Origin of the sequence: Parapusillimonas sp. JC17, from assembly GCF_052180245.1 — a bacterium.
Taxonomy (GTDB): Bacteria; Pseudomonadota; Gammaproteobacteria; order Burkholderiales; family Burkholderiaceae_B; genus Parapusillimonas.
In genome coordinates, this window is the sequence record NZ_CP197474.1 from 4,072,461 (window position 1) to 4,095,405 (window position 22,945).

The 22,945-nt window shown below is 62.5% G+C and carries 21 protein-coding genes; 5 read left to right on the forward strand and 16 right to left on the reverse strand.

Features of this window, described 5'->3' with window-relative positions:
• Positions 1-16: 16 nt before the first annotated feature.
• Genes ACSBPU_RS19660 through ACSBPU_RS19680 form a run of 5 tightly spaced genes read right to left on the reverse strand, consistent with a single transcriptional unit; the run spans position 17 to position 6,242 of the window.
• Positions 17-1,693 (reverse strand): dipeptide ABC transporter ATP-binding protein, encoded by a 1,677-nt coding sequence (locus ACSBPU_RS19660; RefSeq protein WP_442593469.1) that lies wholly within the window; start codon positions 1,691-1,693, stop codon positions 17-19.
• Positions 1,690-2,505 (reverse strand): ABC transporter permease, encoded by an 816-nt coding sequence (locus tag ACSBPU_RS19665; RefSeq protein WP_442598443.1) that lies wholly within the window; start codon positions 2,503-2,505, stop codon positions 1,690-1,692. The genes ACSBPU_RS19660 and ACSBPU_RS19665 overlap by 4 nt, the downstream gene beginning before the upstream one ends.
• A gap of 5 nt (positions 2,506-2,510) precedes the next feature.
• A complete protein-coding gene (locus tag ACSBPU_RS19670; protein WP_442593470.1) occupies positions 2,511-3,455 on the reverse strand; it encodes an ABC transporter permease in 945 nt (314 codons plus the stop codon).
• A gap of 28 nt (positions 3,456-3,483) precedes the next feature.
• The gene (locus ACSBPU_RS19675; protein WP_442593471.1) at positions 3,484-5,073 is read right to left on the reverse strand and encodes an ABC transporter substrate-binding protein; all 1,590 of its coding nucleotides are present in this window, start codon (positions 5,071-5,073) and stop codon (positions 3,484-3,486) included.
• 50 nt (positions 5,074-5,123) lie between these two features.
• Positions 5,124-6,242, reverse strand: coding sequence for a C45 family autoproteolytic acyltransferase/hydolase (locus ACSBPU_RS19680; protein ID WP_442593472.1), 1,119 nt, complete (start codon positions 6,240-6,242; stop codon positions 5,124-5,126).
• A 106-nt stretch (positions 6,243-6,348) separates the two neighbouring features.
• Between ACSBPU_RS19680 and ACSBPU_RS19685 the strand changes: the two genes are divergently transcribed.
• Positions 6,349-7,230: a GntR family transcriptional regulator gene (locus ACSBPU_RS19685; RefSeq protein ID WP_442593473.1), complete on the forward strand. Its 882-nt coding sequence runs from the start codon at positions 6,349-6,351 to the stop codon at positions 7,228-7,230.
• A 94-nt stretch (positions 7,231-7,324) separates the two neighbouring features.
• Positions 7,325-8,650 (forward strand): aminotransferase class III-fold pyridoxal phosphate-dependent enzyme, encoded by a 1,326-nt coding sequence (locus tag ACSBPU_RS19690; protein WP_442593474.1) that lies wholly within the window; start codon positions 7,325-7,327, stop codon positions 8,648-8,650.
• A 113-nt stretch (positions 8,651-8,763) separates the two neighbouring features.
• On the opposite strand, the gene ACSBPU_RS19695 is transcribed toward ACSBPU_RS19690, so the two are convergent.
• The 5 genes from ACSBPU_RS19695 to ACSBPU_RS19715 form a co-directional block, all read right to left on the reverse strand.
• Positions 8,764-9,663, reverse strand: coding sequence for a spermidine synthase (locus tag ACSBPU_RS19695; protein WP_442593475.1), 900 nt, complete (start codon positions 9,661-9,663; stop codon positions 8,764-8,766).
• A gap of 189 nt (positions 9,664-9,852) precedes the next feature.
• Positions 9,853-11,385, reverse strand: a complete 1,533-nt coding sequence (locus ACSBPU_RS19700) for an AMP-binding protein (RefSeq protein WP_442593476.1) — start codon at positions 11,383-11,385, stop codon at positions 9,853-9,855.
• Positions 11,382-12,875: an acylating sulfoacetaldehyde dehydrogenase gene (gene sauS, locus ACSBPU_RS19705; protein ID WP_442598445.1), complete on the reverse strand. Its 1,494-nt coding sequence runs from the start codon at positions 12,873-12,875 to the stop codon at positions 11,382-11,384. The genes ACSBPU_RS19700 and sauS overlap by 4 nt, the downstream gene beginning before the upstream one ends.
• Positions 12,875-13,915 carry a tripartite tricarboxylate transporter substrate binding protein gene (locus ACSBPU_RS19710; RefSeq protein WP_442593477.1) on the reverse strand — a complete coding sequence of 347 codons (1,041 nt, stop codon included), beginning with the start codon at positions 13,913-13,915 and terminating at the stop codon, positions 12,875-12,877. The genes sauS and ACSBPU_RS19710 overlap by 1 nt, the downstream gene beginning before the upstream one ends.
• Positions 13,916-13,957: 42 nt before the next feature.
• On the reverse strand, positions 13,958-14,785 hold the full coding sequence (locus ACSBPU_RS19715; protein WP_442593478.1) for an IclR family transcriptional regulator: 828 nt from the start codon (positions 14,783-14,785) through the stop codon (positions 13,958-13,960).
• A gap of 267 nt (positions 14,786-15,052) precedes the next feature.
• Between ACSBPU_RS19715 and ACSBPU_RS19720 the strand changes: the two genes are divergently transcribed.
• Genes ACSBPU_RS19720 through ACSBPU_RS19730 form a run of 3 tightly spaced genes read left to right on the forward strand, consistent with a single transcriptional unit; the run spans position 15,053 to position 17,406 of the window.
• A complete protein-coding gene (locus ACSBPU_RS19720; RefSeq protein WP_442593479.1) occupies positions 15,053-15,886 on the forward strand; it encodes a methionine ABC transporter ATP-binding protein in 834 nt (277 codons plus the stop codon).
• A gap of 2 nt (positions 15,887-15,888) precedes the next feature.
• Positions 15,889-16,551: an ABC transporter permease subunit gene (locus ACSBPU_RS19725; protein WP_180067141.1), complete on the forward strand. Its 663-nt coding sequence runs from the start codon at positions 15,889-15,891 to the stop codon at positions 16,549-16,551.
• A gap of 27 nt (positions 16,552-16,578) precedes the next feature.
• Positions 16,579-17,406 (forward strand): MetQ/NlpA family ABC transporter substrate-binding protein, encoded by an 828-nt coding sequence (locus tag ACSBPU_RS19730; protein WP_442593480.1) that lies wholly within the window; start codon positions 16,579-16,581, stop codon positions 17,404-17,406.
• A gap of 75 nt (positions 17,407-17,481) precedes the next feature.
• Here the strand turns inward: ACSBPU_RS19730 and ACSBPU_RS19735 are convergent, their stop codons facing one another.
• The 6 genes from ACSBPU_RS19735 to ACSBPU_RS19760 are packed head-to-tail and all read right to left on the reverse strand — an operon-like array spanning position 17,482 to position 22,920.
• Positions 17,482-18,867 (reverse strand): MmgE/PrpD family protein, encoded by a 1,386-nt coding sequence (locus ACSBPU_RS19735; protein ID WP_442593481.1) that lies wholly within the window; start codon positions 18,865-18,867, stop codon positions 17,482-17,484.
• Positions 18,867-19,742, reverse strand: coding sequence for an ABC transporter permease (locus tag ACSBPU_RS19740; RefSeq protein WP_442593482.1), 876 nt, complete (start codon positions 19,740-19,742; stop codon positions 18,867-18,869). The genes ACSBPU_RS19735 and ACSBPU_RS19740 overlap by 1 nt, the downstream gene beginning before the upstream one ends.
• Entirely contained in the window at positions 19,735-20,523 is a 789-nt protein-coding gene (locus tag ACSBPU_RS19745; RefSeq protein ID WP_442593483.1) for an ABC transporter ATP-binding protein, read from the reverse strand. The genes ACSBPU_RS19740 and ACSBPU_RS19745 overlap by 8 nt, the downstream gene beginning before the upstream one ends.
• A gap of 25 nt (positions 20,524-20,548) precedes the next feature.
• Positions 20,549-21,550, reverse strand: coding sequence for an ABC transporter substrate-binding protein (locus ACSBPU_RS19750; protein ID WP_442593484.1), 1,002 nt, complete (start codon positions 21,548-21,550; stop codon positions 20,549-20,551).
• 42 nt (positions 21,551-21,592) lie between these two features.
• Complete coding sequence (locus ACSBPU_RS19755) at positions 21,593-22,600, reverse strand: NAD(P)-dependent oxidoreductase (protein ID WP_442593485.1); 1,008 nt, start codon at positions 22,598-22,600, stop codon at positions 21,593-21,595.
• Positions 22,507-22,920, reverse strand: coding sequence for a carboxymuconolactone decarboxylase family protein (locus ACSBPU_RS19760; protein WP_442593486.1), 414 nt, complete (start codon positions 22,918-22,920; stop codon positions 22,507-22,509). The genes ACSBPU_RS19755 and ACSBPU_RS19760 overlap by 94 nt, the downstream gene beginning before the upstream one ends.
• Positions 22,921-22,945: the final 25 nt, after the last annotated feature.

The following is a 22,945-nucleotide window of genomic DNA, read 5'->3' on the forward strand; positions in this document are numbered from 1 at the left end:
ACAGCATCCATCGGCCTCAGCCCCCCTTCGCGTATGCTCCAGCAATATGCAGACACAACTTTCCGTCGCCGCCGATCAAGGCGCCGTCGCCGGTCTCCACCGCCGGAGCCGCATCGAGCAGCGCCCGGGTATAGGGATGACGCGGAGAGACGAGCACCTGGGCTGTCGGGCCTTGTTCCACGATGCTGCCCTTTTCCATGACGACCACTCTTTCGGCGATTTGCTCGACCGCCATCAAGTCGTGGCTGATGAACATGCAGGCGAAGCCGTGATGCGCCTGCAGGTCGCGGAAAAGCGCCAGTACCTGCGCCTGTATGGTCATGTCCAGCGCCGATACCGGCTCATCCGCCACGACGAATTCAGGACGGCGGACCAGGGCCCGCGCGATGGCGACGCGCTGGCGCTGTCCGCCCGAAAGCTCATGCGGCCAGCGCTGGGCCAGGTGCAGCAGCCCGACTTCGTCCAGGGTTTCGTCCGTACGGCGCTTCTTTTCGCGCGCATCCAGGTCGGGAACGAGCCGCAGGGGCTCGGCAACGATGGCATGGACGCGCATGCGAGGATCCAGCGACGAATAAGGATCCTGGAAAACCAGCTGGCAACCCAACCGGAAACGGTGGCGGTCCGCTCCCCGGGCATCGCCCACATTGACGCCCCGGTACAGCACGCGTCCTCCCGAAGTCGGGACCACGTCCAGGATGGCCCGGCCCAGCGTCGTCTTGCCCGAGCCGCTGCCGCCGACGACCGCCACGGTCTCGCCGGCATGGACGTCCAGGCTGACTTGCTTGAGCACATGATGAGGCGCATGCCGGCCGAATAATCCTTTTCGCGAGCCAGGATAGATGACCTGCAGATCCTGAACGCGAATGACGACGTCGCCGCAGGCGCGATGAGACCGGGCCTGCCCGGGCTTCGGCAAGGCGGCAAGCAGGCTGCGCGTGTATTCATGCGCAGGAGACTGCAGCACCTGCCGCACACTGCCGGTTTCGACCACGTCGCCACGACACATCACCATGACGCGCTGGGCGTAGCGTGACACCAGGCCCAGGTTGTGGGTGATCAGAATGACGGCCGTGCGCTCCTGGGTGGCCAGTTCCACCATGAGGTCCAGGACTTCGCGCTGGGCCAGCATGTCCAGCGCCGTCGTGGGTTCATCGGCGATCAGCAGGCGCGGCTGCAGCAGCATGACGCTGGCCAGCATGATGCGCTGGCGCATGCCTCCGGAAAACTCGTGCGGGTAGGCTTCCAGGCAACGCTCCGGGTCTTCGATGCGCACGCGACGGAGCATGTCGATGCACTTTTGCCGGATCTCCTTGCCGGTGAGACGCGTGTGCAGCTTCAGACCCTCGGCCATCTGTGCGCCGATGCGATGCGCGGGGTTGAGGGACACCATGGGCTCTTGAAAGACCATGCCCAGCTGTGCGCCGCGCAAGGCCTGCAGTTGCTTGGGCGAGCATTGCAAGAGGTCGTGACCGTCGAACAGGATCTGACCGCCCGATACTTCCACGCCCGGCGGCGTCAAGCCCATGATTGCGCGAGCGACCATGGTCTTGCCGCTGCCCGATTCCCCCACGATCGCAAGGAACTCGCCGGGTCGGACATCGAAATCGGCGCCCTTGACGATGGCTTGTCCGCTTGCCTGAGCCCGCAGCGACAGGCCACGCACCTGCAGCAGTGTTTCGTGTGCTGCGTTCATCGGGCCATCCTCGGATCGAGACGATCACGCAGGCTGTCGCCCAGGAGGTTGACGCCAAGCAGTGTCATTGCAATGCACAGGCCTGGAGCAATACCCAGCCACACCGCCGTGTTCATATAGGTGCGGGCGCCGGCCAGCATGTTGCCCCAGGTTGGCGCCGGAGGCGGCACACCCAGTCCCAGGAAACTCAGCGCGCTTTCCGACAGGAGCACCCATCCGAACATGCTGGTTGCCAGCACGGCCACGGGCGCGATGCAGTTGGGCAGAATATGCCGCCACATGGTGTACCACTCGGAATTCCCCATGATGCGGGAGGCCTCTATGTGTTCTTTTTCACGGATGGAAAGCACGGAGCCCCGTACGACGCGCACCACCGATGGCGTGTACGCCAGCGACAAGGCCAATACGATGCCCCACTTGTTTGGGCCGACGATGACCAGTATGCCCATGGCGAGCAGAATGCCCGGAAATGCCAGGAGCGCATCGTTGACCATCATCAAGGCCCTGTCGGTCGGCCCCCGGAGGAATCCCGCCACGCCGCCGATGAGCGCTCCGGCCACAACCGCGATCGATACGGTAACGATGGACAGCAGCCAGCTCGTGGCCGCTCCCTGCATGATGCGGCTGAGCACATCGCGGCCGAATTCATCGGTACCCAGCCAGTACATGGAGCTGGGCGCTTGCAGCCGCGCACGCAGGTTCAAGGCCAGGGGATCGTATGGCGTCCAGAAAACGGCCGTCAGAGCCAACAGCCCAACGACGCCGATCAGCACCCCGCCTATGAGTGTGTTGATTTGAATACGCTTCATGATCCGTCCTACTGCGCTGTCACGCGTGGGTCAAACAAGGGGTAGCACAAGTCCACGACGAGGTTCACGCAAACGTATATCAGCGCGGTGAACAGCAAACACCCCTGAATGACGGGGTAGTCACGGGCAAAGATGGCGTCGACCAGGTGACGGCCTAGTCCAGGCAGGGTGAACACGGTTTCCAGCACGGCAATGCCGCCCAGCAGATTGCCCAGCATCAAGCCGATGAGCGTCAAGGTGGGCGCAAAGGCATTGGGCAGGACGTGGCGGCGCAATACGCTGGACTCGGGCACGCCCTTGGCCCGGGCATGGGCAACATACTCCAGGCGCAGGACCTCGATGGCGCTGGCGCGCGACATGCGCGTGAATACGCCCGTTTCGACCATGGCCAACGTGGCGATCGGCAGGATCACATACAGGATTCCTTGCGAGAAACTGTCGGTCAGCGCCATGTAGCCCACGACGGGAAGCCAGTTCAGGTGCAGGCCGAACAATAGCAAGAGAAGCATGCCCAGCCAGAAGCTCGGGATGGACAGCAGCAGGGTCGCCGTCATGACGATGCCGACGTCCAGCGCCTTGTTCTGCTTCCATGCGGCCACCAGCCCGGCGGGCACGGCGATGCACACGGCAATGGCGACAGCCACTACGACGATGGTGGCACTGACCTGGAAACGCTCGATGATGACGGGCAGCACCGGCTGCCCGTCGCTGAGGGAGTGGCCGAAGTCGCCCCGCAGCACGGCAGCCAGCCAGCGCATGAACTGCGTCGGCAAGGAGCCGGTCAGTCCCATCTGCTCGCGCAGCCTGGCCAGCGATTCGGCGTCGGCGCCATCCCCCAGCATCAGCTGGGCCGGGTCTCCGGGGATGAGCCGCAACAGCGCAAATACCGCCAGCGCAACCAGCAGCAACGTGGGAATGGTCTGCGCAATGCGTCGTGCAAGATAAGCTAACATCGTTATGTCCTACGACCCGGCACAGCCGTCATTTGAAGCCTACGTTCCAGAATCGGGGCTTGTCGGCCGCCCAGCCCTTGTAGCCCTCGACCCCCTGGCGCAGCCCCGTCACGTTGGTGCCGTTGTAGAGCACGATGATGGGCACTTCCTTCAGCATGGCCGCATGCATCCGGTCGAAGATGGCCTGGCGCTTGCCGGTATCGGCTTCGCGCATGCTTTCCGCGAGCAGCTTGGCCATGTCGGGGTCGTCCCATACCTTGCGCGGTTGCTTCTGCTTGTCGCCCGAGATCATTTCGAAGCTGAGCGAGGGATCCAGCCGTGCGGAGTAGGTGAAGGCCATGGTGGGATAATCGCCCTTGCCGTAGCGATCCAGCTGCGTGGCCCAGTCCAGCACTTCGAGCTCGAGGTTGATGCCGGCCTCCGATGCCATCGCCTGCGCCAGGACGGCGGAATCGAAGCAGGCGGGGTAACGCTTGTTGGTGATCATCTTGATGGGCTGGCCCTTGTAGCCTGCCTCTTTCAGAAGCTTGCGCGCCTCGGCCAGATCGCGCTTGTAGGCGGCGGCCTGTTCCTTGTCGTAGAACGGGCTGCTGGTTGGCACCACGGAACTGTTGGCCTCGGACATGCCCTCGGTGACGGTCTGGGCGATCATGGGCAAGTCCAGCGATAGCGCCAGCGCCCTGCGGATGCGCACGTCCTTCAGCAATGGGTCCTGCGTCTGGAGCAGCAATGCCACCATGTTCATGGAGGGACTGACAACCGTCTGCACATCCTGGCGCTTGCGCAACTCGGGCACGTCGGCGCTGCTGGCGGTCGCATATACATCGATGGCGCCGCTGTACAAGGCCGCCTTGGCCGACGACGAATCCGGTATCACCATGTAGCGCAGGGTCTTGACCTTTGCCTGTTTGCCGCCGGTATAGCCGTCGCCCCCGCCGGGCAGCGATGCGTATTCGTCAAAACGCTGGAGTTCGAGGTACTGGCCGCGCTTCCATTCCCCCATCTTGTACGGTCCGGTTCCGATGGGCGCTTGCCACTGGCCCGAGGCGTCGACAGAGTCGCGATGCATGATGGCCGACCCCCCGCAGTCGGGCCTGGCCATATTGTTGAGGAACAGCGCCGAGGGCCGGTCGAGGGTGAACACGACGGTTTTCGGATCGGGAGATTCCACGGACAGGATTTTCGTCATGCCGCGCCCATCGAACTCCGGCAGGCAGCGCCATGACGTCTTGGGATCCAGGTACCGCTTCCAGTTCCAGACCACGTCTTCGGACGTAAATGCCGCGCCATTGTGGAAGCGGACGCCGTCGCGCAGGGTAAACGTATAGGTCAGGCCGTCGTCCGACACCTTCACGTCCGAGGCCAGCAAAGGCCCGACGGAAAGGTCTTCCTTCAGGGCCACGAGACCCTCCGTCACGTGCAGCAGGACCGCGTCGGTATTGTCGTCGCGGTTCACGCCGGGATTGCTGGACCTGAGATCGGCATTGATCTGGACACGCAGCATATCGGCGGCCTTCTGGGCCGCCGCGGGTGTCGCCGCAGAGGCCAGAACGAGCGCGATGGCGGCAGATAGCTGGCGCGCGTACAGGCTGGCGCGGGGGTAGGCGATGTTCGGCATGGTCGTCTCCTGGGTGGCGCGGCGCGGCGTGCCCGCAAAGCGCGCTGGGCTCAAAGTTGGTATTTGGCGAAGTGCCGGGGCGGGGCGTAAGGCATGCGGGCGATATGCATGAAGCCGGACGCCGGTTCCATGCAAGTGGTCGCCACCGTGGCGGATATGCTGTCGAAGCTGGACGGCTTCGGATAGCGCAGCACCCCGTCGGGCTTGGCAAAATCGTCGGCCAGCGCTGCCTTGATGGTGTCCCAGTCGATGCCGCCGGACCTGCCGTGCATCGCTGCCGAGACGCGGCGCTGCCTGTAGATGGAATCGGGTGTCATGGCCAGGCCGGTATCCTGCAGCTTGGCGCGGGCCGCCGGGCAGAGCCAATGATTGGCATGCACCAGAATGCCGTCGACCGGCGTCAGCCAGAATATTTCGTCGGGGGCGCATTCCAGGTTGACTGCTTCGCCCTCCGCCTGTGCCAGCATGAGGTTGTTGGAGCAGAACCGGCGCGCGCCCCACAGGACTTTCATGGCGGCGCAGATATTGGCCGATTCCAGCATTTTCCGGCGCACCAGCACCAGGGGCACTTCGGCGGGCTGCTGGTAGTCGCGGTCGGAGCCCAGGAAGTTTCCGCTGAGCGACACACCGGCGCTGTTGAACCCATGCCTGGCCAATGCGCCGGCTTCGGTAAAGGTAAGGAGATCGGGCCCGTCGCTGCGCCGCATGAGCAGCACGATGCCCGTGTCGACGCATTCCTGGCGCCAATCCCAGTTGTGGGCATGCAAGAGTTTGCCGTTGGCGCTGGCTTCGGGCAGCACGATGATGCCCGTGCAGCCGTCGTCGGGCTCTTGGGGGGCCTGGGCCAATGCGCCATGGCCGAACATCATTTCGGTCCGGCAATTGACAGTGATGATCTCGGCAAGGCTGAGCCGGGCGCCGACGGCGATGCCGCGCAGTTCCTCCAGATAGGCCTCGTCGTAGTCGGCAATGGTTTTTTCCATGGCTTGCGCAAGCTGCTGCAAGCGCTGCGGCGTGACGCCGCGCCGGTCCAGCTGGCCTTTGTACAGGGCGACGCTGGCGCGAATGCGGTCAGGTACGGCGGCGCCATGCTGACGCCCGCGCTCGTATGGGCTACCGCTGACTTCGACCAGCGGAAAGGTGTTGGCGTCGGATTGCGCAATAGACATGCTGGATTCCTGCGATATGAAAGTACTCTACGGTGGCAATAATGTACTAAAATCAAATTAAGTGCAATATAATTCCCACTAAGGGAAAACCCCGTTACACTACGCCATGACCACACACAGGCCCACTCCCCTCCAGCGCGACCTGGCTCGCCGCATCGCGGCGCACATTGCCGACGGCGCATTTCCCGCCGACTCGCATTTGGGCGAAGAGGCCCTGGCCGACATGTTTCAGGTATCACGCACGCCCATCAGGGGCGCCTTGAAGCTTCTGGCCAGCCACGGCGCCATCCATTACCGCTCCAACAGCGGCTACTTCGTCCACCATGCCGGCGAAACAGCCTCCTTGCAGGCGCTCGACGACGATGAAGACGGCGCCAGCGCCGACGCCCTCTACCGCGCGCTCATACAAGACAGGGCGCGCAAGCAGCTGCCTGACACCCTGATCGAAAAAGACCTGCTGCGGCGTTATGGCTGCTCTGCCGCCGTGCTGCGTAATGTGCTTTCGCGCATGACCTCGGAAAACCTGATCGAGAAGAGGCCGGGGCGCGGCTGGCAGTTCCTGCCCGCCCTGGACTCGGGGGAAGCGCTCACGGAAAGCTACCGCTATCGCATCATCATAGAATGCGGCGGCTTGCTCGAACCCGGATTTCAAGCGGACGCGGAAGAAATGCGCCGCAGCCGATCAGCGTTCACCGAGCTGCTGACACGGTCTCAAGACAGCATCTCCGCTGCAGAGTTCTTCCGCCTGAATGCCTCGTTTCACGAAATGCTGGCGCGCTTTTCGGGCAATCGCTTCATCGTCTCGGCGCTTCAGCAGCAAACGCAATTGCGGCGGCTGGAGGAACACGATGCCTTTTACCGCCACGATCACGTCATGGAAGCGTCGCGCGAACATCTCGAGATCCTGGACGCCATAGAAAGCAATGACCGGCAGTGGGCCGCCGCCCTGATGCGCAGGCATCTGCTGTCGGCATTGGCCAAAAGCTGAGAACCCGCCACGGAGTCGATCTTCCAGCCAGTCAATTGCATTAAATATTTGTTTAGTACAAAATAGAGCCACCTAAACTTGCAGGTGAGTTCTCATGAGCGCCGCCCCGATCATTTCTCCGCCCCCGCTGGAAGCCTATTGGATGCCCTTCACGGCCAATCAGCGGTTCAAATCCAATCCCGAGCTTTTCTCCCGCGCGGAAGGCATGTACTACTACCGCGCCGACGGGTCGCCCGTCCTGGACGGCATCGCCGGACTATGGTGCGTGAATGCGGGGCACCGATGCGAGCCCGTGGTGCGCGCCATCCAGCAGACCGCCGACGAGCTCGACTATGCGCCCTCGTTCCAGATGGGCCACCCCATCGTGTTCGAATACGCCAATGCGCTCGTCGATGCGGCGCCCGGCGATATCTCGCATGTCTTCTTTTCCAATTCAGGATCCGAAGCGGTCGACACCGCGCTGAAGATCGCCCTGGCTTATCATCGGGCCCGCAACGAAGGACATCGCTACCGTCTCGTCGGGCGTGAGCGCGACTACCACGGCGTGGGCTTCGGCGGCCTGTCCGTCTCCGGCATATCAGGGCACCGGCGGCCTTACGGGCCGCTGCTTCCGGGCGTCCTGCATCTTCCACATACGTACGACCGCAGCCGCATGGCCTATTCCCGGGGCCAGCCCGACTGGGGCGCCGAGCTGGCCGACGCCCTGCAGCGACTGCTGCAGTTGCATGATCCATCCACCGTGGCGGCAGTCATCGTCGAGCCGGTAGCGGGCTCCACCGGCGTGCTGGTGCCCGCGAAGGACTACCTGCCAAAGCTGCGCGAAATCTGCGACCGGCACGGCATCTTGCTGATCTTCGATGAAGTGATCACCGGCTTCGGTCGCATCGACGGCATGCTTTCATGCGAGTACTTCGGCGTGCTGCCCGATCTCATCATCAGCGCAAAAGGCCTGACCAACGGCGCCGTCCCCATGGGCGCCACTTTCGTACGCCAACCCATCTACGAAGCGTTCATGCAGTCCGGCAACAGCGGCATCGAGCTTCCGCATGGCTATACCTATTCCGGCCATCCCCTTGCCGCCGCCGCCGGGCTGGCCGCGCTTCGGCACTATCAGGAAAACCAGCTGTTCTCGCGCGCCCAGGCACTTTCCCCTCGCTGGGAAGCCCTGGCTCATTCCATGAAGGGCGAACCCCATGTCGTGGACGTGCGAAACATAGGCTTGCTCGCGGCCGTCGAGCTGGCCCCGATCGAAGGCAAGCCCGGCCAACGCGCCCAGCAAGTGCATAAAGCCTGCCTGAAAGCGGGCTGCCTGATCCGCGCTTCGGGCGACACCATGCTGCTGTCGCCTCCGCTGATCATCGAAGACGCCCAAATGGAGCAATTGTTCTCGACGCTGGCCAAAGTGCTGCGCGAAGCATAGCTTGGGAGGGGGGCAGACTCCTGCCCAGATGAAGGGGTCAGACCCCGTACGGGGTCTGACCCCCACACATTTCCAAACAAAGGGGTCGGACCCCGTATGGGGTCCGACCCCTCCTATTTCTGATCCACCAAGACAGGCGCTTCGGGATCCCAATCCCGGCGCCGGTTGTAGCGCTCCAGCGCCTCGTCGGCCTTGATGCCGAACGGCTCCAGCTTGTCCGCCAGGTTCTTCGCATTGCGTGCCAGAACCGCATCGTCCGGCAATGCGGCTTTTGTCGCAATGATCACCCGGTTGCCTGCGATACCGCTGCGCAGGTTGAAAAAATCGCCGAACACTGCCGCATACGTGGCGGATTCGCGCTCATACATCCGGCTGGCGGTGAAGGAATTCGACACGAGCACGCCATCTTCCGACAAGATGGCGCGTACATGCTCCAGGAATTCACGCGTGAGCAGGTGCGCGGGGATGTAATCGACGTCGAAGGCGTCCAGCATGATCATGTCGTAGCGCCGGCCTTCTCGATGCGCTTTCTCGACGAAGGCACGGCCGTCTTCCAGGAACACGCGCTGCCTGGGGCCTTGTTCGTAGCCGAAGAAACGCTCGGCGACGCGCAAGACCGCCGGATCGATCTCCACCGTGTCGATTGTGGCGCCGGGAAGAATCTTGGCGAACGCTTTGGGCAGCGTCGCGCCGCCCAGGCCGACGAACAGGATCCTGGCCGGATCCGGCTTCACGAACAGGGCGCTGGTCATCATCCGGGTGTAGGCAAAAACCATCCGATCGGGGTCATCGATCTGCATGCAGGTCTGGCGCCCATAGTCTTTGATGGTGTTGAAGTTCATGCAGCGCTCGCCGAACTCCTCGAACACCAGGACAGGCGCGAATTCGGAAGGCTCGGTATGCAGCAGCCTGGCGCCGGACGCATTCGGCGAAAATTGGCGGGCCAGGGCAACTGTGACCAATACCGCCGCGGCGGCCGAGGCAAGAAGGGTAAAAAGGCGTGCTCGCTTCATGATGAGATGATACAGGGGTCAGACCCCATGCGGGGTCTGACCCCCCGCACCATACGCTTCTTTTTCCAGGGTCAGACCCCATTCGGGGTCTGACCCTCCTGCACCATGCGCCACTTTTTCTGGGGTCAGACCCCGTACGGGGTCTGACCCCTGGACCCCGCATGGGGTCCGACCCCTCGGTCCCTCTTCCTACGGCGCCTTCCAGAGGTCGGCAAGCTTCAGCCGCTGGATTTTTCCGGATGGTCCCTTGGGGAGCTCGTCGACGATGCGGATTTCACGCGGGGTTTTATAGCGGCCGAGCGTATCTTTGCAATGCGCCATCAGGGCCGGTGCATCGGCCGGTATCCCAGGCTTCAAGGTAACGGCCGCATAGATTTCCTGCCCATAATCCGAATCGGGCAAACCGACCGCCGCGGCCTCCAGGACCGCGGGATGGCCCAGCAGCACTTCGTCGATTTCGCGCGGTGCGATGTTCTCGCCGCCCTTGATGATGAGCTCCTTGATGCGGCCGGTGATGGTGAAGTATCCGTCCGCATCGCGAAAGCCCAGGTCCCCGGTGCGCAGCCACCCATCGGCATCGAATGCCTTGGCGGTTTCGGCCGGATTGTCGAAATAGCCCAGCATGACATTGGGGCCGCGCAGCACCACTTCACCGATCTGCCCATCCTGGACAGCCGTTCCGTTGTCTCCGGCGATTCGCGCCTCGACGCCGCAAGGCAGGCCCGGCGAGCCGTAGCGCCGTCCCGACGGATTCTGAGGATTGCAGAACACGACAGACGCCGTTTCGGTCATGCCCATGGCTTCGATGATGGGAATGCCGAAGCGCCGCTCGAAAGCCTGGTGATGTTCCACCGGCAGCGGTGCCGACGCCGAGCGACCAAAGCGCACGCTGCCATGCGTGGCGTCGTCGGCCTGCGGTTCGGCATTGAGCAGGTAGGCGATGATGGTGGGCACCATGTTCAGCCAGGTGCATTGGTAGTGGTCCGCCAGGGTCCACCACTTGCTCGCGCTGAACTTACGCGGCGCGACGATGCTGCCGCCCGAGACAAAGGGCGTCAGCGTGCCGATCACCTGGCCGTTGATATGGTACAGAGGCAGGGCCGACAGGACGCGGTCGCCGGTTCCCAGCCCATGCCAGCCGGCGACCGCGCGCGCGCCATGCAGCAGGTTCGCGTGGCTCAAGGGTACGCCCTTGGGGATGCCGGTGGTGCCGGACGTATACATCAGCAACGCCATGTCTTGCGCATCGATGGCCGCAGCGGCCAAGCTGGAGTCGCCATCCAGATCGAAGACATCGGCGTCCGGATCCACGCTGAAGACGGCCGGCGCTTCGGCGGACGCGGCCAGATCCGGCAGTAGCCTCTGAACTGAATCAGCGAGTTCGTTGCACGTGAGTACGGCGCGCGCACGGCTGTGCCTGAGGCAATGCAGCAGTTGTGCCGGCGTTGCCAGAAGATTGAGAGGCACGATTACATGCCCGCTGGCCATCGCCGCAAGAAATATCAATCCCGCCTGCATGCCATTGGGCAGGAACATCGCAACGCGATCGCCGGCGCGCAAGCCCTGCCCCGCCGCCCAGGACGCAAAGCGCCTTGTCTGCTGCAACAAGTCTGTGTAAGCCAGGTGACGACCGGTTTCCGGTGCGATCAGCAGCAGCGCTTCCGGCTGGCGCTCGGCGTGCTGCCGCAGGACGTCGAGCAATGTGTAGGCAGTGTCTTTCATCGTCCGTACCTGTCAAAGAATGCGCCGAATATCTGCGTTTCGCTAGGTACCTTCGCGGCTGTCGGGAGTACGACGCGCGTCGTGTTGAGATACTGGCGGTAATCCATGTTGGCGGAAAAGTTGTTGCCGCCCCAGGTGCCGCAGCCCATGGACAGAGAAAACGGCAGCCCGTTCTCGAAGCTTCCACCCGTTGCAAAAGTATGCGGCTGATTCACGATGACGCGCGCCACCGGCAAGGTTTCCGCAAGCCGCCTCGCCTGTCCGTCGGCTTCGGAGGGATCGATGTGCAGCCCGACCGAATGTCCGGCCCCCTGGTAGGCATAGATGGACGCCACGATTTGTGCGGCATGCTCGCGGTTGCGGCTGCGATACAGGGTGAGCACAGGAGACAGTTTTTCGCCGGAGAAGGGGTGTTCCGGGCCGAAACCGCTCTCTTCCACCACCAAGGTCCGGGCCGCCGACATTTCGGGACGCGTCAAGCCCGCCGCGGCCGCGATGTGGTCCGCCGATTTGGCCGTCAAGGCGCCGGACAACTTGCCGTCCGGCCACATCGCCGACTGCAGCGACGATTTTTCATCTGGCGCCAGCAGCGGCGCCCCCAGCTTGGCGAACTCGGCGATCAGGCCATCGGCCACGGCGTCGTCGACCACCACGCTGTTTTCGGACGAGCAACTGGTAGCGTTGTCGAAGGTCTTGGACAGCATGATGCGCTCGGCCGCGGCCGCGAGATCGGCGGTGGCATCGACGATGCTGGCCACGTTGCCCGCACCGACTCCGAAAGCGGGCGTCCCGCTCAGGTAGGCGGCCCGTACGTTGGCCTGGCTACCGGTTGCAACGATCAGGTCCGCCTGCATCATCAAGGCGTGCGTCAGGCCCTTGGAGACCGGCGTCGGCAGCATCTGCACGAGGCCTTCGGCCAGTTCGCGGTCCAGGCCGATGCGCTCCAGCTCTGTGTGGATGTAGCCAAGAAGCATGCGGCATGTGCCCGCGCCCTTGGGAGAAGGTGCAACGATGACCGCGTTGCGGCACTTGAGCGCGTTGATGATCTTGTTGGCGGGCGTGGCCCCCGGATTGGTGGACGGCGTGATCGCCGCCACCACGCCGATCGGCCGCGCAAACTCGACCAGGCCAAGATCCGGGTACTCCGCCACCACGCCCACTGTCCGGGCCTGCTGAAGATCGCGCAGCAGGCCCAGGGTCTTGCGGTGATTCTTGGTGATCTTATCGGCCACGTTGCCCAGGCCCGTGTCCTGCACTGCGGTTTCCGCGAGTGTCCGATTGCGATCGGGCTCCATGATGGCCCAACCGCAGGCCAGGGCGAGATCGTCCGCCTGGGCCTGTGTGTAATCGTTGATCGCCTCTTGGGCGCGGCGGGCCCGCTGCACCAGGGCAGCCACTTGTTCCATGGATTCCGGGTCGGTGCGCAGCGGTAGTTGGGCCGGCGATGTCTGCATGATGAAATGGCTCCTGTGTGGTGTCTCGATCGGTATCAATCGAGTTTGATCTTGGCCTCCTGGGCCAGCGAAGCCCATTTGGTCAGTTCTGTATTGACGACTTCTCCCAGCCGCTCGGGACTGCTTCCCACCGCTTCAGCACCTTGGCCCAAGAGCTTTTCCTTGATCTCGGGCCGTTGCACCACCATGGACACCGCCTTGGACAAGCGATCGATGACCGGTGCAGGCGTCTTGCTGGGAACGAACATGGCATACCACGAGTCCACTTCGAAATCGGCGACGCCGGATTCCTGCACGGTAGGCACGTCCGGGAACATCGGGCTGCGGCGAACGGTGGATACGGCCAGCGGCTTCAGGCGGCCGGTCTTCACGAAGCCCGCCGCGGCGGGTATCGATACCCACAGAAGGGGAATCTGATTGCCCAGGACGTCGTTGACAGCCGGCCCGCCGCCGCGATAGGGGATGTGCTGCATTTTCGTGCCGGTGCGCAGGCCCAGCAGCTCGCCTGCGATATGGCTGGGCGACCCATTGCCCACCGAACCATACGAGATTTCACCCGGCGCGGCCTTGGCTTGCCGAAGCAGGTCGCCCACGTTATTGGCCGAGAACCCGGGATTGGCGACCAGGATCTGAGGCAAGGAGGCGACCAGCGAGACCGGCGCGAAGTCGTTGGCGGTATCGAAACTCAGCTTCTTGTAGATGGCGGGATTGATGGTGTGCGAGGAAAGCGTGAAGAGCACGGTGTAGCCGTCGGGATCGGCCCTGGCCACGGCTTCCGTGCCTATCATGCCGGCGGCTCCGCCGCGGTTCTCGATGACCACGGTCTGGCCCAACTGCTTGCCCAGGTCTTCCTGGATGATGCGGGCGATGATGTCGGTGCCGCCGCCGGGTGGATATGGCACCAGCATGCGGATGGGCCGGTTCGGCCATTCATCCGCCGCCTGCGCAACGGGCGCGGCAAGCGACAGGCCGGCTGCCAGGGCGAGCGGCCACGCCAGCCTGCGCCATGACATGAGTTTTTCGAGGGTACTGCCACTGCCTGGTGTTCGATCGTGCAACAACATTAGTATTGACATCGTTGTCTCCTTGCGGGTGGCGCCGCCATACAGCGGCTGAAACTACGTTTTCATCATGCTTCGCTCTTGTCCTTCAGTTAAAACACGCCGGCCTTGCGCCATCGCGTCGGGCCGGTATCCCAACAATGCCGAAGTGGATGCGGCCGCTATACGCAGCGGCGCAATCAGCTCCGGCAAACGGTCGGGCAGCGCCCGGCTGCTGGGCATGCTCATGCCCAGCGCGCCGACCACTTGCCCACGTCCATCGAATACGGGCGCACCCAGTCCCGAGACGTCTACGCGCCATTCCCCCTGATTCATCGCGTAACCCTGTTCGCGCACCGCCATGAGGTCTGTCAGCAGGATTTCGTGATCCACATGGCTGTTGGCGGTGTAGGCCTTCAAGGCAGGCACCGTCTGGCGCAGCCACGCCACGGCTCGGTTTTTTTCCGGCGGCATGGAATAGGCCAGCAGGACCTTTCCGCTTGCCACGCATTGGGCAGGCGCCCGCCCGCCAATACGCGAGTACGCGGCAACCGGCTGGGGACTATCGATTTTGTCCAGGTAAACGATTTGCGCGCCATCGCGCACGACCAGATGGATGGTCTCGAGCGTTTCGTTCGCCAGCGTCGCCATTGCCTGATGCGCAACATGGCGGATGTCGAGCGAGCCGACCACTTTCGAGCCCAGTTCGAACAGCCGCAACGTGGGTTCGTAACGTGCATCGGATGCCTGGCGGACATAGCCCAGCGCTACCAAGGTCTGCAAGGTGCGATGCGCGTTGCTGGGAAGCAGCGACAGGCCGTGTGCGACCTCGGACACGCTCGCGGCCTGAGCGTTGTTGACGAGGAATTCGAGTACGGCCATACCCTTGACTAAGGTTTTATCCATATTCTAAATATTAGAATTACATTCTATTTTTAGAATAGCATGAATTTCTTAGCTGCGGAAATTTCCACACGACGTCAGGCTAGATCGCGCAATAAGCGGCACGCTCCGGCTGCAAAGGCGCGATATCGCATATTAAACACTTCCCACTTATAGCAAATAGAAATAAGCATAAAGCTAAACGGAATGCCGGCGAGGCCGGACTGCCACTATACTTCCCTCCTTCTTACCATCTGCTTCAACGGCGCCCCTCCGCCTCTCTCTTTTGCCATGCATTCCAGTCACAACCAGGACGCCATGCCGCTCATTCGGCTGTCAGGCGTGACCAAGACGTTTCCCATGCCGGGTGGCGGAATGTTCACAGCCGTGGCGCCGACCTCCCTGGATATCGGCCAGGGCCAGATCTTCGGCCTGATCGGCCGCAGTGGAGCCGGAAAATCGACCCTCTTGCGCATGATCAATCTGCTGGAACGCCCCGACAACGGGCAGGTGCTGCTCGAGGGGCGCGACCTCACCCAACTGTCTACGCCGGAACTGCGCCTGGCTCGCCAAAACCTGGGCATGATCTTCCAGCAGTTCAACCTCCTGCAAAACGCCACGGTCTACGAGAACGTTGCCTTTCCGTTGACCTTACACGGGCGATTCGGGCGTAAGGAGTTGAAGTCGCGCGTACAGGAATGCCTCGCGCTGGTGGGCCTGACGGACAAGGCCGAGCATTATCCTGCCCAGTTGTCTGGCGGCCAGAAGCAGCGCGTGGCCATTGCGCGCGCGCTGGCACCCCGGCCCAAGGTCATGTTGTGCGACGAGCCGACCTCTGCGCTCGACGCGGAAACCACGCGCAGCGTGCTTCATACCCTGCGGGACATCAATGAAAAATTGGGCGTGACCATCGTGATCGTCACGCATGAGCTCTCGGTGGTGCAGACTCTGTGCACCCGCGTAGCGGTGCTCGAGCATGGCGAACTGGTCGAACAGTTCGATACCGACGACCAGTCCACCGAACGCCTGAGCGCGCTCGGCAAAGAGCTGGAAAAAGAACGCCTGAAAATGCAAATCCTGAAGGAACATTCATTGTCTGCATCTGCAGGCCTTGCTGCCGAGTGATCATGAGCGAAAACATCATTGCCATTCTTCCCGAACTCTGGCTCGCCATCGCACAGACCTTCCTGATGCTGGGCATCGGCGTCGCCTGTGCCATTGTGATTGGCGGCCCGCTGGGCGTATTGCTGTTCCAGATGGGCCCTAACCAAGCCCTGGAAAACCGCAAGCTCTATTTGATCGTCAGTTGGGTGGTGAACACCGTACGATCCTTCCCGTTCATTATTCTGCTGGTGGTATTGACGCCGATCACCACGACTGTGGTGGGCACCTCGATTGGGCCGCTTGCGGCGTCAGTGCCCTTGTCGGTGGCGGCCATTCCGTACTTCGCGCGTCTGGTAGAACAGAGTTTGCGTGAAGTGCCACGCGGCGTCATTGAAGCGGCGGAGGCCATGGGAGCGTCACAGTACCAGATCGTGCGCCGCGTGCTGGTTCGCGAAGCGCGTTCCGGCCTGATGCTGGCGCTGACCGTCCTCGCCGTCAGCTTCCTGTCCTATTCGGCGGTCGCCGGCGTGGTGGGCGGGGGCGGCATCGGCGACCTGGCCATACGCTACGGCTATTACCGGTTCCAGACCGACGTCATGCTGCTGACCGTGGCATTACTGATCATCTTGGTGCAGATCATCCAGTTCGGGGGCAACGCCATTGCCCACCGCCTGGATAAGCGCTGATCCATTTACTTAAAAAGGAATGACAACATGTTGAATATTCGTCGTCGTATTGTTCTTGGTGCTTTCGCGGCGGCCGTGGCCCTGGGCGGTGCAACCGTGCATGCGGCCGATGCCGAAAAGCAGAACCTGGTGTTTGGAGCAACGGCCGGCTACAACTATGATGTCCTCAAGCTCGCCATCGTGCCTCAGCTTGAACAAAAGGGCTACAAGGTCAAGCTGGTGGAGTTCAACGATTACGTGCAGCCCAACCTGGCTCTCGCCCAAGGTTCGCTGGACGCCAATCTGTTCCAGCACATTTCTTACTTGAACCGTTTCAAGGAAGACAAGAAGCTCGACATCATCGACATTGCGCAGAGCACGACCGCGCCCATGGGCATCTATTCCAAGACGCGCAAGAGCCTGGACGAGACCAAGGAAGGCGACCGCTACACCCTGCCCAATGACCCCAGCAATCTTGCACGTGCCTTGCTGCTGCTGCAAAAGAACGGCCTGGTAAAGGTCCGTGCCGACATCGATCCGCTGCGTGTCGCCGAACGCGATGTGACGGAAAATCCAAAGAAGATCCGCCTGCAGCCGGTTGAAGCCGCCCAACTTCCCCGCACCGTGGGCGATGCGGATTTCGCCATCGTGCCCGGCAACTTCGCCATTGCCGCGGGCCTGGCGCTGACCAGCGCCGTCGTCCTGGAAGAGCCGCCCATCCAATATCAACAGGTTGTCGCCGTACGCACGGCAGACAAGGACAAGCAATGGGCCAAGGATCTTGCTGAGTCGTTCAAGTCGGCCGAGTTCAAGCAAGCCCTCGATAAGCATTTCCCTGGGTATGTTGTTCCAGCAGCATTGGCTGGCTCGAAGTAAGCCCCTGCCGCTTAGGGGTCAGACCCCATACGGGGTCTGACCCCTCAGCGTCTAACTCCTGGGTATTTGATGGGGTCAGGCCCCGTACGGGGTCTGACCCCTGGGACGGGCCAGTATTTCCATCAGCTCGCCGACGTCCTGCAGTTCATCGAAGTTTCGCAGCAGGCCCAGGCTTGCTTCCACCTGTTCCGGGTTCATGCCCGACATCGGCGCCAGCCGCCGGTACTTGGCGTCGATATCCTTCCAGTCTATGCCTCTAGCCCCCGACCCGCGCGGAGCGCGGCAGGTGCTGACGAATTCCCGACCGTCTTTCAGCAGGATCGCGACGCTGCCGCCATGGCGATGTGGAAAGCGGTCGGGCAATGGCGGGGGGTCCGGATCGAACACGATCCGGTCTTGCACGGCGCCGATGACGGGGTCTCGCATCTTTGCCGCCGTCATGGCGTCCCAATCGAACTTGCGTTCGACGATGGACGCCGCCACGAAATAAAACAGGCTGTGGGCCGCATCCACCAGATTGCGCGGATGCGGCTCGCCTTTGAAGTTGGTCCATTGCACTGCGGACGATATCGTGACGCGCTCGATATCGGAAGGGGATACGTTTCCGGCCATCGCGGCATCGGCCGCGGCTTCGGCCGTTGCATGAAACGGATGAGCGCCGGGCATCAGCTTGATGGCCATATCGGTGACGACATCCCAGTCCTTGCCCAGGTCCTTGGCGATGTCATCGAAAGCCTGCCCGTTCATGGCGCTCAGGAAGCCGCGCGGCGATTCGAGAACGGCCAGTTCGCCTTCATAGCCGCGCATGGCCGCCAAAGATGCCTGCACCCCGATCATGGCTGCGTTGCCAGCATGGTATTCACGGGCGCAACTGGTGTCGGCGGCGATGGCCATACCGCCGATGGACGTTGCCGCCAGAGAGATCGCGTGCGCCATGCGCTTCGCATCGAGATCGAGCAGGCGGGCTGCGGTTACGGCCGCGCCGAACACGGTGGATACGGACCCATGGAAGCCGCGCTGCATGCGTCCGGGGGTAAGCGCTTCGTCTATCCTTCCTGCGATCTCGTAGCCCAGAACCATTGCCCGCAACAGTTCCGCGCCGCTTTTGCCTGTGTATTCGCCCAGGGCAAGCGCCGTGCTGGAAACGATGGTTCCGATATGGGCAATGCTGCGCATGTCGCTGTCGTCGGAGGCGGCCGCGTCGCTTGCCATGGCGTTCACCCTCACTGCGCGGCTCAATGGCAGGCGAGCGCCCTGGAACCACACAGTGGCCTGCGCGGCGCCTCCGTCTTCCAGCTCGAGGTTCCGCACAATGCGGGCGGAAGAAATGTCCTGCCCCATGGCCGAACTGGCGAGCGTGCTGGCAAGGCTCATTTTCGCGCGCTCCATCGCCAGCGCGGAAATGGCCTCGGCGGAAGTTTCCGCCGCGAACCGGGCCAGGGTTTCGGACAGGACCGGCATCAGATCTGCATGCCCCAGCGTCCGATGGTGCGCTGTTCCACGACACGGAAAATCAGGTTCTCGACCAGCAGCCCGAACAGAATGACCGTAAGCAGTCCCGCGAATACGTTGGGAATGTCGAGCATGTTCTTGTTCTGGAATATATACCATCCCAGACCGCCGGATCCAGAGCTGGAGCCGAAGACGAGCTCGGCCGCGATCAAGGTGCGCCAGGCAAACGCCCAGCCTATCTTCATGCCCGTGAGAATGCTGGGAAACGCGCCCGGGATCAGTATCTTGCATACGTACCGCAGTCCGGTCAGGCCATAGTTGCGGCCCACCATGCGCCAGGTCAGGCTCACGGAGCGAAAGCCTGAATGGGTATTGAGAGCCACCGCCCACAATACCGCGTGGATCAGCACGAAGATGATGCTGGCATTGCCCAGCCCGAACCAGATCATCGACAGCGGCAGCAGCGCAATGGACGGCAGGGGGTTGAACATGGAAGTCAGGGTTTCGAGCAGGTCGGCGCCCACGCGCGTGGCGCTTGCAAACGCCGTGAACAAGGCGGCAATGAGCAGCCCCGCCGCATAGCCTTGCAGCAACAGTGAGATCGACGTCCAGGTGGCGTGCAACAAGGTGCCGGTCAGGATCCCGTTGAAGAAGGCCTGGACCGTTGCGACGAAGGTGGGAAACAGCAAGGGATTGCCCGACCATCTGGCATAGGCTTCCCATACGAGCGCCAGCAGGATCAGCATGACGCTCTTGCGAAAAACGCCGTTGTCCAGCAGCCTTTCCCAGACACTCAGCGGCTTCTCGATGACGCCGTATCCCTTGTCTTCGACCGTATTGACGACTTCATCGCGATGGACGGGCTTGGCCGCGGCTTCAGACATGCGCCATCCTCCCTTGCATAGCGTTTTCTTCGAAGAGCAAGTCCTCGATGCGCTGGCTCAGCAGCTTGCCATCGGGACCCGCGACGTCCGTCCCTTCGCTGTTCAGTTCCGCGCGGACCTGCCCGGGATGCGGACTCAAGAGCAGGATCCTGCTGCCGATTCTGACCGCTTCGGGAATGGAGTGCGTGACGAACAGGACGGTGAACCGGGTGTCCTCCCATAGCTGCAGCAATTCTTCCTGCATCTTGGCCCGCGTCAGGGCGTCGAGCGCGGCGAAGGGCTCGTCCATCAGCAGGATCTCGGGCTCCATGGCCATGCCCCGCGCGATCGCCACGCGCTGCTTCATGCCTCCCGAAAGCGTATGCGGCAGGCTGTCTGCGAAGCTTGCGAGATTGACCTTGTCGATGAAGTGCATGGCTTTCTCGACCGCCGCCTTGCGGTCCAGGCGGCCGCTTGCCGTGAGAGCGAACACCACGTTTTCCTTGACGGTCTTCCAGGGAAGCAGTTGGTCGAACTCCTGAAACACCATGACCCGGTCCGGGCCGGGCTTGGCGATTTCTTCGCCATTGAGCCGGATCTGCCCTTCGACCGTGGGCAGGTATCCCCCCACGGCTTTCAGTAGCGTCGACTTGCCGCAGCCGGACGGACCCACGATCACGTAGCGATCGGAACGGTAGACATCGAAGCTGACACGATAGGTGGCCGTGATCAGGTGGTCTTTCGTGCGATAACGCAGCGTGACCCCCTGCACGGACAGCAATGGTGTTGCGGAATGAGGCATGGACGGCGGTCTCCGGACTATCCGTTCAATTCCCGGCCGACACGGCGGGACCGGGGAAGAAGAGCTCCTCAAGCTTCTCGGGACGGTTCTTGATGGATTTGATTTCATGCATGAAGTTGGCGTACTTCATGACGTTTTCAGGCTTGGCGGTGTACTTGATGGCCGGGTTGTTCAGGATCTCCACCATGTCCGGCACGGCGCCGCTTCCCCCCATCGAGGCAATCAGCACCTTGGCCGCGGCCTCTTTGTCTGCCTTGATCATTTCCTGCGCCTCTTGCAGGGCCGCCACGAACGCCGCATAGACCTTGGGGTTTTGATCGTGGAAACGCGTGGTGGTGGAAACCATCGTGAACGTGGTGGACCCGCCCATGACGTCGTCGGAATTCTGGATGGTACGGATTCCGTCGGTCTTCATCTCGCGCTCGGCCAGGGGCGAAGAGGCATAGTGCGCCGCAATGCTGCCGCCGCCGGAAATCAGCGCCGACGCGGCATCGCCGTGATTCATGCTGACGGTATAAGGATCGAACCGGAACGCCTGATCCTTGCCGTATTTTTCGACTGCGTACATTTGCATCACGATGGATGGAATGGACGACTTGACGGAGGTCACCGCGATCTTGTCGCCCTCCTTCAGGTCATCCAGAGACTTGAGATGCGGGGCCCGGGCGTTCAGGTACATGGGCATGGAACTGATTGCCGCCACGCCCTTTACGTTCGCGGTGCCTTTGGTGCGATCCCACAGCAGAAGGAAGGAAGGCGGGCCCGCCGAGATGAAGTCCGCGGATCCGGACAGCAGCGCGTCGATCATGACGGATGGGCCGCCGATGTTCGCCCAGTTGATGGTGACCTTCTGCCCGGCCTTTTCGGCATGTTTTTCGATCAGCTTGTGCTCCTTCATCATGTGCAGCGGAAGGAATCCGAAGCCGCCCGCCCCCAGCGGAATATTGAGCTTGCTGACTTCGGCGTGCGCGCCAAGCGGCAGGATGGCCGCGGCGGCCAGTACAGTCATTGCTATCGTCTTTTTCATTGTCGTCTCCTTTTGATGGTGGTGCCCGCCCTGCGGCGATGGTCAGGCCGGCGGGGCGTCGCCGATCTGGGTTCCCGCCAGCCGTTCGCTGAGCAGGGCGACGGCGGTATGATCCGCCTGCGGCCCGAGGACGGCGCTCGCGCCGGCCCACAGGTTGCGGCACAGCTCCGCGAACGGCGCATTGACGTCGTTTTCGTGCGCAATGCCCAGCGCGATGGTCAAGTCCTTGACCATGAGGCTCATGGCGAAGCCGGAATCGAACTTGCGCGACAGTACGTACTGCTTGAATTTTTTCTGTGTGCTGTTGTTCATGCCCGTGGATACATTCAGGACGTCGACCATGGTTTCAGGCTCTATGCCGAACCGGGACCCGATGAGCAGGGCCTCGATGCCGATGAGAAAGCCCGCCGACGACACCAGGTTGTTGAGCGCCTTCATGGCATGGCCGGTGCCGATGCGCCCCGTGTGGATCACGCTGCCCAGCGCCGAAAGAATCGGCATGGCGGCGTCGATATCGCTTTTTTCGCCGCCCGCCATGATGGTGAGCTCGCCGCTGCGCGCGCGCGGGACGCCGCCCGAAACAGGCGCGTCGAAGAGCAGCACGCCCTGGGCTGCCAAGCGCTCGCTGAACGCCACCGTCTTGCTGGGAATGCCCGAGGTCATTTCAATGACCATGGCGCCCCGCCGCAGCGCAGGCGCCATGCCGGCCTCGCCGAACAGGACCTGTTCGACGATGGCACTGTTGGGCAGTATGGTAATGACCGCGTCCGACTGCCCGGCAAGCTCGGCAAGCGTAGCGGCCGGTTGAATGCCGTGTTCCTTGGCAAACGCCGCGCTGCGCTCTTGATTGCTGTCGAAGACCGAGACCTGATGGCCGGCCTTGATCAGGCATGCCGCCATGGGCGCGCCCATGGCGCCCACGCCGACCAGTCCGACCCGTGATTGGAGCGCGGTCATCATTGTGCTCCCGCAGCGGCATGCCGCGCTTTCTCCTCGGCGATGACTTCTGCGGCCACCTTCATGCCGTCGAGAGCCGCCGGCACCCCGCAATAGATGGCCACCTGCAGGAATATTTCCTTGATGTCGTCCTGCGTCAGCCCGTTGTTGAGGGCCCCGCGCACATGCAGGCGGATTTCGTGCGGACGGTTCAAGGCGGAAAGCATGGACAGGTTGATGATGCTGCGCGTGCGGCGGTCCAGGCCCGGACGGCTCCAGAGTTCCCCCCAGCACCACTCGGTGACGAGCTTTTGCATATCGGCGGTGAAGTCGTCCGCCGCATCGAGGGATTTTTGAACATGCTCGGCACCGAGCACCTCTTGACGATTCTTCAGGCCTTTTGCAAACAGCTCGGTATTGAATTCTTCGCGCATGGTCGTGCTGGCTCCTGTGAGGATG

Excerpts from the sequence above, each read along its gene's own strand:
- ACSBPU_RS19730 (WP_442593480.1), top strand. The coding sequence starts at position 16,579 with ATGTTGAATATTCGTCGTCGTATTGTTCTTGGTGCTTTCGCGGCGGCC.
- ACSBPU_RS19685 (WP_442593473.1), top strand. The coding sequence starts at position 6,349 with ATGACCACACACAGGCCCACTCCCCTCCAGCGCGACCTGGCTCGCCGC.
- ACSBPU_RS19745 (WP_442593483.1), bottom strand. The coding sequence starts at position 20,523 with ATGCCTCATTCCGCAACACCATTGCTGTCCGTGCAGGGGGTCACGCTG.
- ACSBPU_RS19715 (WP_442593478.1), bottom strand. The coding sequence starts at position 14,785 with ATGGATAAAACCTTAGTCAAGGGTATGGCCGTACTCGAATTCCTCGTC.
- ACSBPU_RS19690 (WP_442593474.1), top strand. The coding sequence starts at position 7,325 with ATGAGCGCCGCCCCGATCATTTCTCCGCCCCCGCTGGAAGCCTATTGG.
- ACSBPU_RS19720 (WP_442593479.1), top strand. The coding sequence starts at position 15,053 with ATGCATTCCAGTCACAACCAGGACGCCATGCCGCTCATTCGGCTGTCA.
- ACSBPU_RS19695 (WP_442593475.1), bottom strand. The coding sequence starts at position 9,663 with ATGAAGCGAGCACGCCTTTTTACCCTTCTTGCCTCGGCCGCCGCGGCG.
- ACSBPU_RS19760 (WP_442593486.1), bottom strand. The coding sequence starts at position 22,920 with ATGCGCGAAGAATTCAATACCGAGCTGTTTGCAAAAGGCCTGAAGAAT.
- ACSBPU_RS19660 (WP_442593469.1), bottom strand. The coding sequence starts at position 1,693 with ATGAACGCAGCACACGAAACACTGCTGCAGGTGCGTGGCCTGTCGCTG.
- ACSBPU_RS19735 (WP_442593481.1), bottom strand. The coding sequence starts at position 18,867 with ATGCCGGTCCTGTCCGAAACCCTGGCCCGGTTCGCGGCGGAAACTTCC.
- ACSBPU_RS19750 (WP_442593484.1), bottom strand. The coding sequence starts at position 21,550 with ATGAAAAAGACGATAGCAATGACTGTACTGGCCGCCGCGGCCATCCTG.
- ACSBPU_RS19680 (WP_442593472.1), bottom strand. The coding sequence starts at position 6,242 with ATGTCTATTGCGCAATCCGACGCCAACACCTTTCCGCTGGTCGAAGTC.
- ACSBPU_RS19670 (WP_442593470.1), bottom strand. The coding sequence starts at position 3,455 with ATGTTAGCTTATCTTGCACGACGCATTGCGCAGACCATTCCCACGTTG.
- ACSBPU_RS19710 (WP_442593477.1), bottom strand. The coding sequence starts at position 13,915 with ATGTCAATACTAATGTTGTTGCACGATCGAACACCAGGCAGTGGCAGT.
- ACSBPU_RS19725 (WP_180067141.1), top strand. The coding sequence starts at position 15,889 with ATGAGCGAAAACATCATTGCCATTCTTCCCGAACTCTGGCTCGCCATC.
- ACSBPU_RS19700 (WP_442593476.1), bottom strand. The coding sequence starts at position 11,385 with ATGAAAGACACTGCCTACACATTGCTCGACGTCCTGCGGCAGCACGCC.
- ACSBPU_RS19675 (WP_442593471.1), bottom strand. The coding sequence starts at position 5,073 with ATGCCGAACATCGCCTACCCCCGCGCCAGCCTGTACGCGCGCCAGCTA.
- ACSBPU_RS19740 (WP_442593482.1), bottom strand. The coding sequence starts at position 19,742 with ATGTCTGAAGCCGCGGCCAAGCCCGTCCATCGCGATGAAGTCGTCAAT.